General features: G+C 58.0%; 17 protein-coding genes. 12 read left to right on the forward strand and 5 right to left on the reverse strand.

Annotated features, from left to right (window positions below):
* Nucleotide 1: 1 nt before the first annotated feature.
* From dapF to corA, 7 genes are all read left to right on the forward strand, one after another.
* Nucleotides 2-826, forward strand: coding sequence for a diaminopimelate epimerase (gene dapF / locus JO226_RS22690; protein WP_296407820.1), 825 nt, complete (start codon nucleotides 2-4; stop codon nucleotides 824-826).
* Nucleotides 823-1,530 (forward strand): DUF484 domain-containing protein, encoded by a 708-nt coding sequence (locus JO226_RS22695; RefSeq protein ID WP_296407756.1) that lies wholly within the window; start codon nucleotides 823-825, stop codon nucleotides 1,528-1,530. Before dapF ends, JO226_RS22695 begins: the two co-directional genes overlap by 4 nt.
* Entirely contained in the window at nucleotides 1,527-2,429 is a 903-nt protein-coding gene (xerC, locus tag JO226_RS22700; protein ID WP_296407758.1) for a tyrosine recombinase XerC, read from the forward strand. The genes JO226_RS22695 and xerC overlap by 4 nt, the downstream gene beginning before the upstream one ends.
* Nucleotides 2,429-3,145 (forward strand): 5-amino-6-(5-phospho-D-ribitylamino)uracil phosphatase YigB, encoded by a 717-nt coding sequence (gene yigB / locus JO226_RS22705; protein ID WP_296407761.1) that lies wholly within the window; start codon nucleotides 2,429-2,431, stop codon nucleotides 3,143-3,145. Before xerC ends, yigB begins: the two co-directional genes overlap by 1 nt.
* A gap of 79 nt (nucleotides 3,146-3,224) precedes the next feature.
* Nucleotides 3,225-5,387 carry a DNA helicase II gene (uvrD, locus tag JO226_RS22710; protein ID WP_296407762.1) on the forward strand — a complete coding sequence of 721 codons (2,163 nt, stop codon included), beginning with the start codon at nucleotides 3,225-3,227 and terminating at the stop codon, nucleotides 5,385-5,387.
* Nucleotides 5,388-5,535: 148 nt separating this feature from the next.
* Nucleotides 5,536-5,592, forward strand: a complete 57-nt coding sequence (gene ysgD, locus JO226_RS23395; protein ID WP_367273577.1) for a YsgD/CorL family protein — start codon at nucleotides 5,536-5,538, stop codon at nucleotides 5,590-5,592.
* Nucleotides 5,593-5,741: 149 nt separating this feature from the next.
* The gene (gene corA / locus JO226_RS22715; protein ID WP_296407763.1) at nucleotides 5,742-6,692 is read left to right on the forward strand and encodes a magnesium/cobalt transporter CorA; all 951 of its coding nucleotides are present in this window, start codon (nucleotides 5,742-5,744) and stop codon (nucleotides 6,690-6,692) included.
* A gap of 35 nt (nucleotides 6,693-6,727) precedes the next feature.
* On the opposite strand, the gene rarD is transcribed toward corA, so the two are convergent.
* Together rarD and yigI are read right to left on the reverse strand one after the other, a co-directional pair.
* On the reverse strand, nucleotides 6,728-7,621 hold the full coding sequence (gene rarD / locus JO226_RS22720) for an EamA family transporter RarD (protein ID WP_296407764.1): 894 nt from the start codon (nucleotides 7,619-7,621) through the stop codon (nucleotides 6,728-6,730).
* Between the two features lie 51 nt (nucleotides 7,622-7,672).
* Complete coding sequence (yigI, locus tag JO226_RS22725) at nucleotides 7,673-8,140, reverse strand: acyl-CoA thioesterase YigI (protein WP_296407765.1); 468 nt, start codon at nucleotides 8,138-8,140, stop codon at nucleotides 7,673-7,675.
* Nucleotides 8,141-8,460: 320 nt separating this feature from the next.
* On the opposite strand from yigI, the gene recQ reads away from it, so the two are divergent.
* Together recQ and rhtC are read left to right on the forward strand one after the other, a co-directional pair.
* Entirely contained in the window at nucleotides 8,461-10,290 is a 1,830-nt protein-coding gene (gene recQ, locus JO226_RS22730) for an ATP-dependent DNA helicase RecQ (protein ID WP_296407766.1), read from the forward strand.
* Nucleotides 10,291-10,350: 60 nt separating this feature from the next.
* Nucleotides 10,351-10,971: a threonine export protein RhtC gene (gene rhtC, locus JO226_RS22735; protein WP_296407767.1), complete on the forward strand. Its 621-nt coding sequence runs from the start codon at nucleotides 10,351-10,353 to the stop codon at nucleotides 10,969-10,971.
* Here rhtC and rhtB read toward each other — a convergent pair whose 3' ends face one another.
* Nucleotides 10,972-11,592 carry a homoserine/homoserine lactone efflux protein gene (rhtB, locus tag JO226_RS22740; RefSeq protein WP_296407768.1) on the reverse strand — a complete coding sequence of 207 codons (621 nt, stop codon included), beginning with the start codon at nucleotides 11,590-11,592 and terminating at the stop codon, nucleotides 10,972-10,974.
* Between the two features lie 109 nt (nucleotides 11,593-11,701).
* On the opposite strand from rhtB, the gene pldB reads away from it, so the two are divergent.
* Nucleotides 11,702-12,694, forward strand: coding sequence for a lysophospholipase L2 (gene pldB / locus JO226_RS22745; RefSeq protein WP_296407769.1), 993 nt, complete (start codon nucleotides 11,702-11,704; stop codon nucleotides 12,692-12,694).
* A gap of 42 nt (nucleotides 12,695-12,736) precedes the next feature.
* Complete coding sequence (gene yigL, locus JO226_RS22750) at nucleotides 12,737-13,543, forward strand: sugar/pyridoxal phosphate phosphatase YigL (protein WP_296407770.1); 807 nt, start codon at nucleotides 12,737-12,739, stop codon at nucleotides 13,541-13,543.
* Here the strand turns inward: yigL and JO226_RS22755 are convergent.
* Nucleotides 13,534-14,340 (reverse strand): EAL domain-containing protein, encoded by an 807-nt coding sequence (locus JO226_RS22755; protein ID WP_296407771.1) that lies wholly within the window; start codon nucleotides 14,338-14,340, stop codon nucleotides 13,534-13,536. The two genes, yigL and JO226_RS22755, sit on opposite strands and share 10 nt — an antisense overlap.
* A 181-nt stretch (nucleotides 14,341-14,521) precedes the next feature.
* Between JO226_RS22755 and JO226_RS22760 the strand changes: the two genes are divergently transcribed.
* Nucleotides 14,522-15,421: a carboxylate/amino acid/amine transporter gene (locus tag JO226_RS22760; RefSeq protein ID WP_296407773.1), complete on the forward strand. Its 900-nt coding sequence runs from the start codon at nucleotides 14,522-14,524 to the stop codon at nucleotides 15,419-15,421.
* Here the strand turns inward: JO226_RS22760 and metR are convergent.
* Nucleotides 15,309-16,262 carry an HTH-type transcriptional regulator MetR gene (metR, locus tag JO226_RS22765; RefSeq protein WP_296407774.1) on the reverse strand — a complete coding sequence of 318 codons (954 nt, stop codon included), beginning with the start codon at nucleotides 16,260-16,262 and terminating at the stop codon, nucleotides 15,309-15,311. The genes JO226_RS22760 and metR overlap by 113 nt on opposite strands.
* Between the last annotated feature and the right edge of the window lie 10 nt (nucleotides 16,263-16,272).

Below are 16,272 nucleotides of genomic sequence, written 5' to 3' on the forward strand. Positions count from 1 at the left end.
GATGCAGTTCTCTAAAATGCATGGCCTCGGTAACGATTTTATGGTCGTTGATGCGGTAACGCAGAATGTGTTTTTTTCGCCGGAACTGATTCGCCGCCTGGCGGATCGGCACCTTGGCGTGGGGTTCGATCAACTGCTGGTGGTTGAGCCGCCGTACGATCCCGAACTGGATTTCCACTACCGTATTTTTAACGCCGACGGTAGCGAAGTGGCGCAGTGCGGTAACGGTGCGCGCTGCTTTGCCCGGTTTGTACGCCTGAAGGGGCTGACCAATAAACGCGATATTAATGTCAGCACCGCCAATGGGCGCATGGTGTTGAGCGTCACCGACGACGACCTGGTGCGGGTGAATATGGGCGAACCTAACTTTGAACCCTCGCAGGTGCCGTTTCGCGCCAACAAAGCGGAAAAGACCTATATTATGCGGGCGGCGGAGCAGACAGTATTGTGCGGCGTTGTTTCCATGGGCAACCCGCACTGCGTGATTCAGGTCGATGATGTCGACACCGCAGCGGTAGAGACGTTAGGACCGGTGCTGGAAAGCCACGAGCGTTTTCCGGAGCGCGCCAATATCGGCTTTATGCAGGTGGTGAAGCGTGAGCATATCCGCCTGCGCGTTTTTGAGCGTGGCGCCGGGGAGACGCAGGCTTGCGGCAGCGGCGCCTGTGCGGCGGTCGCCATCGGCATTCAGCAGGGGCTGCTGGCCGAAGAAGTACGCGTGGAATTACCAGGTGGGCGTCTTGATATCGCCTGGAAAGGTCCGGGTCAACCGTTGTTTATGACTGGCCCGGCGGCACATGTCTACGACGGATTTATTCATCTATGAAACTCATCGGGGAAGAACAGCAGACCGAACTTGCCGCGCTCGACGATCGCGCGGTCGTCGAGTATCTGCTGCATCATCCTGACTTTTTCATTCGCAATGCGCCAGTGGTTGAGCAAATACGCGTACCGCACCCGGTACGCGGTACCGTTTCGCTCGTGGAATGGCACATGGCGCGAGCGCGCACGCACATTAACGTGCTGGAAGAGAATATTTCTCAGTTGGTGGAGCAGGCTACCGCCAACGAGAGCCTGTTCTACCGTCTGCTTCAGCTGCAGTCCCGGCTTGCCGGTGTGGATAGCCTGGAGGCATTTCTTAACCAGTTTCATCGCTGGGCAAGAGAGCTGGGGCTGGCGGGTGCCTCGGTGCGGCTGTTTGCCGATCGCTGGCGTATCGGCGCGCCCTCCAGATTCACGCAGCTGGCGCTTTCCCGCCAGGCGTTCGAACCGATTCGTATTCAGCGCCTGGGCCAGGAGCGGCACTACCTCGGTCCGCTCAACGGGCCGGAGCTGCTGGTGGTGATGCCGGACGCCAAAGCGATCGGCTCGGTAGCGATGTCGATGATGGGCAGTGATGGCGACCTTGGCGTAGTGCTGTTCAGCAGCCGCGATGCGCACCATTATCAGCCCGGACAGGGCACCCACCTGTTGCAGGAGATTGCGCTGCTGCTGCCGGGGATGCTGGAGCGCTGGATTGAACGGGTATGAACGACTCGCCGCTTTCCGCCGCTGTTGAGCGCTTCCTGCGTTATCTGGGCGTTGAGCGCCAGCTCAGTCCCATGACGCTACTGAATTATCGGCGTCAGCTTGATGCCATCATGGCCCTTGCCGGTGAAAGCGGCGTGGCGCGTTGGCAACAATGTGATGCTGCAATCGTCAGGAACTGGGCGGTACGCAGCCGCCGTAAAGGGCTGGGCCCGGCAAGCCTGGCGCTGCGTCTGTCGGCGCTGCGCAGTTTTTTCGACTGGTTGGTCAGCCAGGGCGAGCTTCCGGCGAATCCGGCCAAAGCTGTCTCTGCGCCGAAAGCGCCGCGTCACCTCCCTAAAAATATCGACGTCGATGACGTGAACCGTCTGCTGGATATCGATCTTAACGATCCGCTGGCGGTGCGCGACCGGGCGATGCTGGAAGTGATGTATGGCGCTGGTCTGCGTTTGTCTGAGCTGGTGAATCTCGATCTCCGCCATCTCTCGCTGGAATCCGGTGAAGTGTGGGTGATGGGCAAGGGCAGCAAAGAGCGTCGCCTGCCGATTGGCCGCAGCGCTGTACTGTGGTTAGAGCATTGGCTCGATCTTCGCGGCCTGTTCGGCGCTGAAGAAGAGGCGCTGTTTTTGTCTAAGCTCGGCAAGCGTATTTCCACGCGCAATGTGCAAAAACGGTTTGCCGAGTGGGGGATCCGGCAGGGGCTCAACAGCCATGTTAATCCGCACAAGTTGCGCCATTCGTTCGCCACGCACATGCTGGAGTCGAGCGGCGATCTGCGTGGGGTGCAGGAGCTGCTGGGGCACGCGAATCTCTCCACCACGCAGATCTATACCCATCTTGATTTTCAACACCTTGCCTCGGTGTACGATGCGGCGCACCCACGCGCCAAACGGGGGAAATAATGCGTTTTTACCGTCCATTAGGCCGAATCTCAGCCCTGACATTCGACCTTGATGACACCCTTTATGACAACCGCCCGGTTATTCTGCGCACTGAACAGGAAGCGCTGGCGTTTGTGCAAAACTACCATCCGTTGTTAAAAAACCTGCAAAACCGCGATCTTCAGCGCGTGCGCCAGTTGCTGCGCGAGCAGGAGCCGGAGATTTATCACGACGTGACCGAATGGCGGCGTCGTGCGGTCGAGCAGGCGATGCTTAGCGCTGGCCTGAGCGCGCAGGAAGCGGCTGCAGGCGCGGTGGAGTCGATGGCGCACTTCGCCCACTGGCGCAGCCGTGTCGATGTGCCGCAGGAAACGCACGATACCCTGCAAAAGCTGGCGGCAAAGTGGCCGCTGGTGGCGATCACCAACGGCAACGCGCGACCGGAACGGTTTGGTCTTGGCGACTATTTCAAATTTGTGCTGCGCGCGGGCCCGGACGGACGTTCGAAGCCGTTCAACGACATGTATCATCTGGCGGCGGAAAGGCTCGGCCTGCCGCTTTGCGAGATCCTGCATGTCGGCGACGACCTGACCACCGACGTGGCGGGCGCCATTCGCTGCGGTATGCAGGCCTGCTGGATCAGGCCGGAAAACGCCGACCTGATGCAGACGCTCGACAGCCGCCTGCTGCCGCACATTGAAATTTCGCGGTTGGCATCCCTCACGACGCTGATATAATCACCAGCAGTATTGTATAAATCAACAGTATGCCCGCCAGGCTTTCCGCCAGCGGGCAGCGCATTTTTCGGCGGTGCCAATGGACGTTTCTTACCTGCTCGACAGCCTCAATGACAAACAGCGTGAAGCCGTGGCGGCGCCACGTACCAATATGCTGGTGCTGGCGGGCGCAGGCAGCGGTAAAACGCGCGTTCTGGTGCACCGTATCGCCTGGCTGCTGAGCGTGGAAAACAGCTCGCCGTACTCCATCATGGCGGTGACGTTTACCAACAAAGCGGCGGCGGAAATGCGCCACCGTATTGGTCAACTGATGGGTACATCGCAGGGCGGGATGTGGGTTGGCACCTTTCACGGGCTGGCGCACCGCCTGCTGCGTGCGCACCATCTGGATGCTAACCTGCCGCAGGATTTTCAGATCCTCGACAGCGAAGATCAGCTCCGCTTGTTAAAACGCCTGATTAAGGCGATGAATCTCGATGAGAAGCAGTGGCCGCCGCGCCAGGCGATGTGGTACATCAACAGCCAGAAAGACGAAGGTCTGCGGCCGCACCACATCCAGAGCTACGGCAACCCGGTCGAACAAACCTGGCAGAAAGTCTATCAGGCCTATCAGGAAGCCTGCGATCGCGCCGGGCTGGTGGATTTCGCCGAGCTGCTGCTGCGCGCCCACGAGCTATGGCTTAACAAACCGCATATCCTCCAGCACTACCGCGAGCGCTTTACCAACATCCTGGTCGACGAATTTCAGGATACCAACAACATTCAGTATGCGTGGATCCGCCTGCTGGCCGGTGACACCGGCAAGGTGATGATCGTCGGCGACGATGACCAGTCTATTTACGGCTGGCGCGGCGCGCAGGTGGAAAACATCCAGCGTTTCCTCAACGATTTTCCCGGGGCGGAAACCATCCGTCTTGAGCAAAACTACCGTTCGACCAGCAATATTCTTAGCGCGGCGAACGCCCTGATCGAAAACAACAACGGGCGTCTGGGCAAAAAACTGTGGACCGATGGTGTCGATGGCGAGCCGATTTCGCTCTACTGCGCGTTCAACGAGCTCGACGAAGCGCGGTTCGTGGTGAACCGCATCAAAACCTGGCAGGACAACGGCGGCGCGCTTGAACAGTGCGCTATTCTGTACCGCAGCAACGCCCAGTCGCGCGTGCTGGAAGAGGCGCTGCTACAGGTCAGCATGCCGTACCGTATTTACGGCGGCATGCGCTTCTTCGAGCGCCAGGAGATTAAGGACGCCCTCTCTTACCTGCGTCTTATCGCTAACCGTAACGACGATGCGGCGTTTGAGCGGGTGGTCAATACCCCGACGCGCGGCATCGGCGACCGCACGCTGGATATCGTGCGCCAGACCTCCCGCGATCGCCAACTGACGCTGTGGCAGGCCTGCCGCGAACTGCTGAAAGAGAAAGCGCTGGCGGGCCGCGCGGCCAGCGCCCTGCAGCGCTTTATGGAGCTGGTCGACGCGCTGGCGCAGGAAACTGTCGATATGCCGCTGCACGTGCAGACCGACCGGGTGATTAAGGATTCCGGGCTGCGGATGATGTACGAGCAGGAGAAAGGCGAGAAAGGCCAGACGCGTATTGAAAACTTAGAGGAACTGGTGACGGCGACGCGCCAGTTCAGCTACAACGACGAAGATGAAGATCTGATGCCGCTGCAGGCTTTTTTGTCCCATGCGGCGCTGGAAGCCGGAGAAGGCCAGGCGGATACCTGGCAGGACGCGGTACAGTTGATGACCCTGCACTCGGCCAAAGGGCTGGAGTTCCCGCAGGTGTTTATCGTCGGCATGGAAGAGGGAATGTTCCCCAGCCAGATGTCGCTGGATGAAGGCGGACGTCTGGAGGAAGAACGGCGTCTGGCCTATGTCGGCGTGACCCGGGCGATGCAAAAGCTGACCCTGACTTACGCGGAGACCCGTCGTCTGTACGGCAAAGAGGTGTACCATCGACCGTCGCGCTTTGTCGGCGAGTTGCCGGAAGCCTGCGTTGAAGAGGTGCGCCTGCGGGCGACGGTCAGCCGACCGGTCAGCCACCAGCGCATGGGTACCCCAATGGCGGAAAACGACACTGGCTATAAGCTCGGTCAGCGCGTGCGCCACCCGAAATTCGGTGAAGGCACCATCGTTAACCTGGAGGGAAGCGGCGAACACAGTCGTTTGCAGGTCGCATTTCAGGGGCAGGGAATCAAATGGCTGGTCGCGGCGTATGCCCGGCTGGAAAATGCGTAACTTTAAGAAAAATATAATAAATTCTTCATTTTCTGCTAGTCTTATAGGCCAGAAGGGGCTAAATACCTTCTGGCGCTTCGCTGTGTGTTGACGCTGCATTTCGGCTGGCGTAACATGCGCGCACGATTACGCTAAGAGGACATTCGCCTTGGACACACCCAGTAGATGCTGGCTCATTTTCCTGTCATCCAGGAACAACTTCTAAGGCTATCCTCCTGTGCTGATGGCCTTAGTGGTTGTCAGCGACCTGTTCTATTCCCGTCGCGCTGAGTCAGGCTTTATGGTCTGAAACCCAATTTGTTTCTGTGTGCCCACCGAACTGTCCGATAATTTTTTGCATTGGGAGTCCCGGTCATGCTGAGCGCATTTCAACTGGAAAACAATCGCTTAACGCGTCTTGAGTCTGATGAAATCAAACATCTGGCCAGCTCAGTCTGGGTCGATTTGGTGGAGCCGGATGACGACGAACGTAACCGCGTACAGGCAGAACTGGGTCAGAATCTGGCGACACGCCCTGAACTGGAAGACATCGAAGCATCGGCACGTTTCTTTGAAGACGAAGACGGCCTGCATATTCACTCCTTTTTCTTCTTTGAGGATGCCGATGATCACGCCGGTAACTCCACCGTGGCGTTTACCATCCGCGAAGGCCGCCTGTTCACGCTGCGTGAGCGCGAACTGCCCGCCTTTCGTCTTTACCGTATGCGCGCCCGCAATCAGGCGATGGTGGAAGGCAACGCCTTCGAGCTGCTGCTCGATCTGTTCGAAACCAAAATCGAACAGTTGGCGGATGAAATCGAAAACATCTACAGCGATCTGGAAAAGCTGAGCCGCGTCATCATGGAAGGCCATCAGGGCGATGAGTATGACGAAGCGCTCTCGACGCTGGCGGAGCTGGAGGATATCGGCTGGAAGGTGCGTCTGTGTCTGATGGATACCCAACGCGCGCTGAACTTCCTTGTGCGTAAGGCCCGGTTGCCTTCGGGGCAACTGGAGCAGGCGCGCGAGATCCTGCGCGATATCGAGTCCCTGCTGCCGCACAACGAATCGCTGTTCCAGAAGGTGAACTTCCTGATGCAGGCGGCGATGGGCTTTATCAACATCGAGCAGAACCGCATCATCAAGATCTTCTCGGTGGTGTCCGTGGTGTTCCTGCCGCCGACGCTGGTGGCCTCAAGCTATGGTATGAACTTCGAGTTTATGCCGGAGCTGCACTGGAGTTTCGGCTATCCGGGGGCGATTGTCTTTATGCTCCTCGCGGGCCTGGCGCCATACCTCTATTTCAAACGCAGAAACTGGCTGTAACGCTCGCGACGCCCGGTGGCCCGGGCGTCGGCGCGTCAGGATTTCGGCGTGCGGTGCAGCGTGTAGACCGCATCCATAATGAAGATGGCCAGCGCCGCCCAGATAAAGCCGAAGGTGACCATTTTGTCCGCTCCCGGCGTTTCACCGTAGAACATCACCGCCAGCAGGAACATCAGCGTCGGGCCGATGTACTGGAAAAAGCCCAGCGTTGAAAGGCGCAGTTTGGTGGCCGCGCCGGTAAAGCACAGCAGCGGTATGGTGGTGACGATACCCGCCGCCATCAGCAGCAGATTCAGCGACCACGGGTTTTGCGTTAAATGGCTGGTAGGGCTGTCGGCAATCCCGAACAGCCAGATAGCGGCTACCGGCAGCAGCCACAGCGTCTCCACCAGCATGCCGGTCTGCGCATCGACAGCTATCTTCTTGCGCACCAGGCCGTAGAAGGCGAAGCTGAACGCCAGCCCCAGGGCTATCACCGGCAGTGATCCGAACGTCCATAGCTGCACCAGTACGCCGCAGGCGGCGAGCAGTACCGCCAGCCACTGCATACGACGAAAGCGCTCGCCGAGGAACACCATGCCCAGCAGGATATTCACCAGCGGGTTAATAAAGTAGCCGAGGCTGGCTTCCAGCATATGGTGATTATTCACCGCCCAGATAAACAGCAACCAGTTTCCGCCGATCAGCACCGCAGAGAGCGCCAGGAAGACGATTTTCTTCGGCGTTTGCCACAGCTTTTTCAGGCCGTTCCACTGTCGGCTAACGGTGATCAGCGCCACCATAAAGAAAAACGACCAGATAATACGGTGGGTCAGAATTTCATCCGCCGGAACGTAGTGGATAAGCTTGAAGTAGGCCGGAGCGATGCCCCAAATGAAATAAGCGGCAAGGGCCAGTAATACGCCCTGCCGCGTTTGTTTAGCGTCCATCGGTTAAATCCGTGACAGAAAAGTAAAGCAATGTTACCCGATTTCACCCGCTCAACCCACCATATAAGTGGCGGTCGCGCTGGCGATATAAAGCTGCTCTTCGTTATGGAGTTCTACGCGCGCGACCGCCACTTTATTGCCCGCGCGCAGCAGGCTGCTGCTGGCGGTAAAGCGGTTGCCGCGGCCAGGGCGAAGATAATCGACGCGCAGATCGATAGTCCCCATGCGGGAAAGACGCTGGCGCAACTCGTCTTCATTGATCGTGTCGTGACGCGTCAGCGTGCTGCCGACGCAGACCAGGCCTGCGGCAACATCCAGCGCTGAGGCGATAACGCCGCCGTGGAGAATGCTCTGGGTCCAGTTGCCGACCATCATTGGCTGGTTATTAAAACTGAGTTGCGCGAAATCTTTCTCATAGCGCTCAAGCTCAAGGCCGAGCGCGCGGTTAAACGGCATGTGATAAACGAACATTTCGCCCACCAGCCTGAGGACGGCTTCGGCCGTCAGTTCTGCAGACATGAAACTTTTCCGATGGTTATGAAAATGTTGATTTTATGCTTATTAAATGTTGATTTCCACCATTGTGACAGAACTGAAGGGCAGAAAGGGGTAAACAGGTAAGATGACGCCATCGCGAGAAATATTGATAAACCATTTTGCTCAGGAGAACAGCATCAATGCGAACCCGTCCGGGCGGGTTGCTGGTGGGAGAGCGTGGGTGACGACCCGGTGCGGAGCGATTTGTTCTAGCCCCCTCGAAGGATTTTGCGTTAAACGTTGCAGTTTCTTGCTCAGACGCTGAAAATAGCGCCTGTTTTAATTTTGGCAATGGGGTTAACGTGGCGCAGGCGGAAGTATTCAATCAGGCATCGCTGGCGAAGCAGGTTTTGCAGGAAACCTTTGGCTACCAGCAGTTCCGTCCGGGCCAGGAAACCATCATTGAAACCGCGCTGGAAGGCCGCGACTGTCTGGTCGTCATGCCCACCGGTGGCGGTAAATCGCTGTGTTATCAAATCCCCGCGCTGGTACTCAACGGCCTGACGGTTGTCGTGTCGCCGCTCATTTCTCTGATGAAAGACCAGGTCGACCAGTTGCTTGCCAACGGCGTGGCCGCCGCGTGCCTGAACTCGACTCAGAACCGCGAACAGCAGCTTGAGGTCATGGCGGGCTGCCGTACCGGTAAAATCCGCCTGCTGTATATCGCGCCGGAACGCCTGATGCTGGATAACTTCCTCGAACACCTGGCGCACTGGAACCCGGTGATGCTGGCGGTCGATGAAGCGCACTGTATTTCCCAGTGGGGCCATGATTTCCGTCCGGAATATGCCGCGCTGGGTCAGCTTCGCCAGCGTTTCCCGGCGGTGCCGTTTATGGCGCTGACCGCCACGGCGGATGACACCACGCGTCGCGATATCGTGCGGCTGCTGGGGCTGAGCGACCCGCTTATCCAGCTCAGCAGCTTTGACCGCCCGAACATCCGCTACATGCTGATGGAGAAGTTTAAACCCCTCGATCAACTGATGCGCTACGTCCAGGAACAGCGCGGCAAGTCCGGTATTATTTACTGTAACAGCCGTTCGAAGGTGGAAGACACCGCCGCCCGCCTGCAAAGCCGCGGCTATAGCGCGGCGGCCTATCATGCCGGGCTGGAAAACAATATCCGCGCCGACGTGCAGGAGAAGTTCCAGCGCGACGACCTGCAAATCGTGGTGGCGACCGTGGCGTTCGGTATGGGGATCAACAAACCCAACGTGCGTTTCGTGGTGCATTTTGATATTCCCCGCAACATCGAATCCTACTATCAGGAAACCGGACGTGCCGGGCGCGACGGCCTGCCTGCCGAAGCGATGCTGTTTTACGATCCGGCCGATATGGCGTGGTTGCGCCGCTGCCTGGAGGAGAAACCCGCCGGGCAGTTGCAGGATATCGAACGCCACAAGCTTAACGCGATGGGCGCGTTTGCCGAGGCGCAAACCTGCCGCCGTCTGGTGCTGCTGAACTACTTTGGCGAAGGGCGTCAGGAGCCCTGCGGCAACTGCGATATCTGTCTCGACCCGCCGCGCCAGTACGACGGGCTGGAGGATGCGCGCAAGGCGCTGTCGACCATTTACCGCGTCAACCAGCGCTTCGGCATGGGCTATGTGGTGGAGGTGCTGCGCGGCGCGAACAGCCAGCGCATCCGCGAGCTGGGGCACGACAAGCTGCCGGTGTACGGTATTGGCCGCGAGCAGAGCCATGAGCACTGGGTCAGCGTGATCCGCCAGCTGATTCACCTCGGCTTCGCCACCCAGAATATCGCGCACCATTCGGCGCTACAGCTTACCGAGGCGGCGCGCCCGATACTGCGCGCCGAAGCGCCGCTACAGCTGGCGGTGCCGCGTATCGTCGCCCTCAAGCCGCGGGTGGCGCAAAAATCCTATGGCGGCAATTACGACCGTAAGCTGTTTACCAAACTGCGCAAGCTGCGTAAAGTCATCGCCGATGAAGAGAATATTCCGCCTTATGTGGTCTTTAACGACGCCACGCTTATCGAAATGGCCGAGCAGATGCCGGTCAGTCCCAGCGAAATGCTGAGCGTCAACGGCGTCGGGATGCGTAAGCTTGAACGTTTTGGCCGGGAATTTATGGCGCTTATTCGCTCCCACGTCGACGGCGATGATGAGGAGTAGTCAGTTGGATAAAAAAGTGCCAGGATAATGACTCGGTAAACTATTCTCCCCGGGTATCCCATGTTAATGCTATTTATGACCGTTGCGCTGGTGCACATCATTGCGCTGATGAGCCCCGGCCCGGATTTCTTCTTTGTATCGCAAACTGCCGTCAGTCGTTCCCGTAAAGAGGCGATGATGGGGGTGCTCGGTATTACCGCAGGCGTCATGGTGTGGGCAGGCGTTGCGCTGCTTGGCTTACATTTGATCATCGAAAAAATGGCCTGGCTGCACAACATCATCATGCTCGGCGGCGGTCTGTATCTGTGCTGGATGGGTTATCAGATGCTGCGCGGCGCGCTGAAGAAAAACGAAGCGCCGGGAGATGCGCCGAAGGTCGAGCTGGCGAAAAGCGGCAAAAGCTTCCTGAAAGGGCTGCTGACCAATCTTGCGAACCCAAAAGCGATTATCTATTTCGGCTCCGTGTTTTCGTTGTTCGTGGGGGATGACGTGGGCACCGCCCAGCGCTGGGGCATCTTCCTGCTGATCATCGTCGAGACCTTCGCCTGGTTTACTATCGTGGCGAGCCTCTTTGCCCTACCGACCATGCGCCGCGGCTATCAGCGCATGGCGAAATGGATTGACGGCGTTGCAGGTACCCTGTTCGCCGGTTTCGGCATCCACCTGATCATCTCCCGCTAATCACGCATGGCGTGCTGACGCGAGCAGCGCGCCTACCAGCATAAACAGCGAACCAAACACTTTATTCAGGGCTTTCATCTGCCGTGGGCCTTTGATCCATGCCGCGATGCGCGTCGCAAGCGTTGCATAGCCAATCATCACGATGATATCCACCACAATTGTAGTCACGCCCAATACGACATACTGCATCACCTGGGGCTGGTTCGGCATGATAAACTGCGGAAACAGCGCAGCGAGGAAAACGATGCTCTTCGGGTTGGTGAGGTTGACAAACACGGCGCGTTTAAACAGCCGACCGCGCGATTGCGTTTGCGCCAGCGCGTTCAGATCGATTGCGCCAGCGGCACGCCACTGCTGTATCCCAAGCCAGATAAGGTAGGCGGCGCCCGCCCACTTCAGTACTTCGAAGACAAGGACCGAGCGCGAAAACAAGGTGCCCAGACCCACGCCCACCAGCACAATATGAATACCCAGCCCGGTTTGCAGACCCGCAATCGACGCGCCCGCGCCGCGATAGCCGTGGTTAATGGCGGTCGTCATGGTATTAATGGCGCCGGAGCCGGGTGAAAGGCTGAGAATAATGGACGTCAGCAGGTAGGCGAACCACCACTCAAAGGTCATGAGAATCTCCCTGATTGTCTGTTTTTATGCCACAATACGCTATTGTCTGTGTGTTGTGTGACACGCCATAAAAAAACGATCTTCCGCGGTTAACGAGGGCGGATACCCGATGTTTCGGCAGCAAAAGGACTGGAGTACAAGAGAAAACGCGTTTGCTTCCTTCACGATGGGGCCGCTCAATGATTTTTGGCGCCAGCGAGAAGAGGCGGTCTTTACCGGCGTGGACGGCGTCCCGGTGCGTTTTGTGCGCTTCCATGCGAGCTATCACGATCGGGTGATTGTCGTTTGTCCCGGGCGTATCGAAAGCTATGTTAAGTACGCCGAACTGGCGTACGATCTGTTCCGCTGCGGGTTTGACGTTCTGATTATCGACCACCGCGGGCAGGGGTTCTCCGGACGCATGCTCTCCGACACCCATCGCGGGCACGTGGTGAACTTCAGCGACTATGTAGACGACGTCGCCGCGTTCTGGCAGCAGGAGGTGGCGTCAGGGCCCTGGCGTAAGCGCTTTATTCTCGCGCATTCAATGGGCGGCGCGATTGCCACGCTGTTTTTACAGCGCCATCCCGGGGTGTGCGACGCGATGGCGCTTAGCGCTCCGATGTTCGGCATCGTGATGCGTTTTCCGGACTGGATGGTGCGCCATATTCTCGACTGGGCTGAGGGCCATCAGCGTGTTCGGGAAAGCTATGCCATGGGCACCGGGCGCTGGCACGCCCTGCCGTTTAGCCTCAATATCCTGACGCACAGCCGTGAACGTTATCGACGGAACCTGGGGTTTTATGCCGATAATCCCGATTTGCGCGTCGGTGGGCCAACGTACCACTGGGTGCGTGAAGGGGTACTGGCGGGCGAAGAGATCCTCGCTGGCGCCAGCGACGACAGGACGCCTGTGTTGCTTATTCAGGCGCAGGAAGAACGCGTTGTGGATAACCGCATGCACGACCGTTATTGTGAATTACGCGCCGAAGCCGGCCATCCCTGCGAAGGGGAGACGCCGCTTGTCATCAAAGGCGCTTACCATGAGATCCTTTTTGAAAAGGACGTTATGCGCTCAGTCGCGCTCCATGCCATCGTCGATTTTTTTTGTCGACATGATTAATCCGGCGATAACGCCGCTCTTACTTAGAGGTTGAATTCTTTTATGTACCAGGTTGTTGCGTCTGATTTGGATGGCACGCTCCTTAATCCCGACCATCGTTTGTCCCCCTACACCAAAGAGACCCTGAAGCTGCTGACGGAAAAGGGCATTAATTTCGTTTTCGCCACCGGCCGCCATCATATCGACGTGGCGCAAATCCGGGACGGTCTGGGGATCAAAGCGTTTATGATCACCTCCAACGGCGCGCGCGTACACGACACTGACGGTAATCTGATTTTTGCGCATAACCTCGATCGCGATATTGCCGCCGATCTGTTCGGCGTAGTGAGTAACAACCCGGATATCGTCACCAACGTGTATCGCGACGATGAGTGGTTTATGAACCGCCACCGCCCGGAAGAGATGCGTTTTTTCAAAGAGGCGGTCTTCAACTACGCGCTGTACGAACCGGGTTTGCTGGAGCCAGAGGGTGTCAGCAAGGTGTTTTTCACCTCGCCGGACCACGACGTGCTGCTGCCGCTGGAGCAGGCGATTAACGCGCGCTGGGGCGATCGCGTCAACGTCAGTTTCTCCACCTTAACCTGTCTGGAAGTCATGGCGGGCGGCGTATCGAAAGGTCATGCGCTGGAAGCGGTGGCGCAAATCATGGGTTACAACCTGAAAGACTGTATCGCTTTTGGCGACGGCATGAACGATGCGGAGATGCTCTCTATGGCGGGCAAAGGCTGCATCATGCAAAACGCCCACCAGCGTCTGAAAGATCTGCACCCGGAGCTGGAGGTCATTGGCAGCAACGCCGATGACGCCGTGCCGCACTACCTGCGCCATATGTTCCTCCATCAGGACTGACTGCGTCTGTCAGCACACCACTGAATAAAAGCCCTGCTGGCCAGGGCTTTGCTGTAATACCACCCTTGCGCATAAACCACGCCCAGCGTTTTCAACCGGTTGCGCTGCGCCGGGGTCTCCACGCCTTCCGCCAGCGGCTCCAGCGATAGCGAGCGCGCGAACGCGATGAGTTGCGGCAGCACGCTGTTGTCCGGCGCGGCGCTGACCAGCGTCTTGTCTATTTTTAGCATGTCGAAGGTCAGCGCCTGAAGATAATTCATATTGGCGTAGCCGCTACCGAAATCATCGAGAAAAAGCGCATGCCCGGCCTGGCGATAGCGGGCGGCGGTCTCGGCAATATCCCAGGGGTTTATTTCGCTGTTCTCGGTTAACTCAAGGGCGATTTGCTGCGGGCGAACCTGATGCGTTTGGCAGAGGAAGGCGAGGCGGTCGAGCAGCGCCGTCGTTGACAGGTCGTCAGGTTCGATGTTGATGGAGACGTAGTACTGCGGGTGCTGACGTAGCCAGCCGCCCACATCGACGAAAACCTGGTCGACAATCCAGCGTGTCATCAGATTGAGCAGGCCGGTTTCGCGGGCAAAAGGGATAAAGCTGTCCGGCGGGATGCACTGGCCGTTGCGCTGCGGCCAGCGAACCAGCGCTTCGGCGCCTGCGACGCTGTCGCCGTCAAGACGCATGATGGGCTGGTAGCGCATCTCCAGTTGCTGGTTGCGAATCGCGTGCAGGAGCCTGGCGCGCGAGGCGGCGAGTTGGCCGAACAGGCCTGGCAGGAGGTGATGCTCATCCACAAAGTCCATTTTACACGCGAAACCCTCAGCAAATAGTGGCGTTCAGTATTGGGGCTTTTCCGCAAGGGGACCATCAGCGAGGGATCAATCTTGTCCAGGAAAACGCTGAATCTGATTGTCTTCTTTTTGCTCAGTTGTCAACTTATTGATTCGCTACAATGCGTTTTCATTCTTCAAAGAGAGTTTCATTGTGGCGTTACTGATCGTTACCACCATTTTGTGGGCCTTCTCATTCAGCCTAATTGGCGAGTACCTGGCCGGGCACGTGGACAGCTATTTCTCAGTGCTGATGCGCGTGGGGCTTGCCGCGCTGGTTTTTTTGCCGTTCCTGCGCGCGCGCGGTCAGTCGCTACGTACACTGCTGTTGTATATGCTGGTCGGCGCATTGCAGCTCGGCATCATGTACCTGTTCAGCTTCCGGGCTTACCTCTATTTGACGGTATCGGAATTTCTGCTGTTCACCGTGCTCACGCCGCTCTACATCACCCTGATCTATGACTTGCTGAGTAAGCGTAAGCTGCGCTGGGGCTATCTTCTGAGCGCGCTGCTGGCGGTGATTGGCGCCGCGATTATTCGCTATGACAAAGTCAGCGATCATTTCTGGACCGGGTTAATGTTCGTACAGCTTGCCAATATCAGCTTCGCTGTCGGGATGGTGGGCTACAAGCGGTTGATGGAGGTTCATCCTATGCCGCAGCACAATGCGTTCGCCTGGTTCTATCTGGGGGCGTTTATCGTGGCGGTAGCGGCCTGGTTTATGCTCGGCAACCCGCAGAAGCTGCCGACCACCACGCTGCAGTGGGGGATTCTGGTGTGGCTGGGCGTTGTTGCTTCCGGCCTCGGCTACTTTATGTGGAACTACGGCGCGACGCAGGTCGATGCCGGTACGCTGGGGATCATGAATAACGTGCATGTTCCGGCTGGCCTGCTGGTGAACCTGGCTATCTGGCAACAGCAGCCGCACTGGTCGAGCTTTATCACAGGCGCGTTGGTGATAATGGCTTCACTGTGGGTCCATCGCCACTGGGTCGCTCCGCGTTCCGCACAAACGGTAGATGATCGCAGGCGTGGCTCCGCGCTGAACGAATAAACGCATCGACGATCGGCTGGCGCTGTTCGCCATCGCGAACCGCGGCGTACAGTCGACTCCACAACCCCTCGCCCAGGGTTTTGGTCACCACCAGGCCCTGGCGCTCAAAGCTCTCCACCACCCAGTGTGGCAGCGCGGCAATCCCCATTCTGGCGGCAACCATCTGGATCAGCAGCAGCGTATTATCGACGCTCTTAAGCTGCGGGCTAATCCCGGCAGGTTGCAGAAAATGGCGCCAGATATCCAGGCGACTGCGTTGTACCGGGTAGATAAGCAGCGTTTCGCTGGCGATATCTTCCGGTGTCACGCGCGTCCTGGCCGCCAATGGGTGTTCCGGCGCGAGGACGAGACGCACTTCATAATCGAACATTGGGGAATAGTGCAGACCGCTGCGCGGCAGAATATCGGAGGTCAGGACCACATCCAGCTCCCCTTGCTGTAGCGCAGGCTGCGGGTCAAACGTCACCCCGGATTTAAAATCCATCTCCACCTGCGGCCAGCTGGCGCGAAAATTCTCCAGCGCGGGCGTCAGCCACTGAATACAGCTGTGGCATTCGATGGCGATGCGAAGCGTGGTTTGCTGCGGTTCATTACAGGCCTGTAGCGCGCGGTTTATCTGCGGCAGCACCTGGTTGGCCAACTGCAACAGGATCTCGCCCTGCGGGGTAAAGCGCAGTGGTTGACTCTTGCGGACAAAAAGCCGAAAGCCAAGGCGTTGTTCCAGATCGCTGAACTGGTGAGAAAGCGCGGATTGCGTCTGATGCAGCGTCGCGGCCGCCGCCGCCAGCGATCCGCTGTTTCGCAACGCCAACAGCGTTTTCAGGTGTTTTATCTCGATCATGAATGTCCTT

It is taken from the genome of Pluralibacter sp. (assembly GCF_019237635.1).
Taxonomy (GTDB): domain Bacteria; phylum Pseudomonadota; class Gammaproteobacteria; order Enterobacterales; family Enterobacteriaceae; genus Enterobacter_B.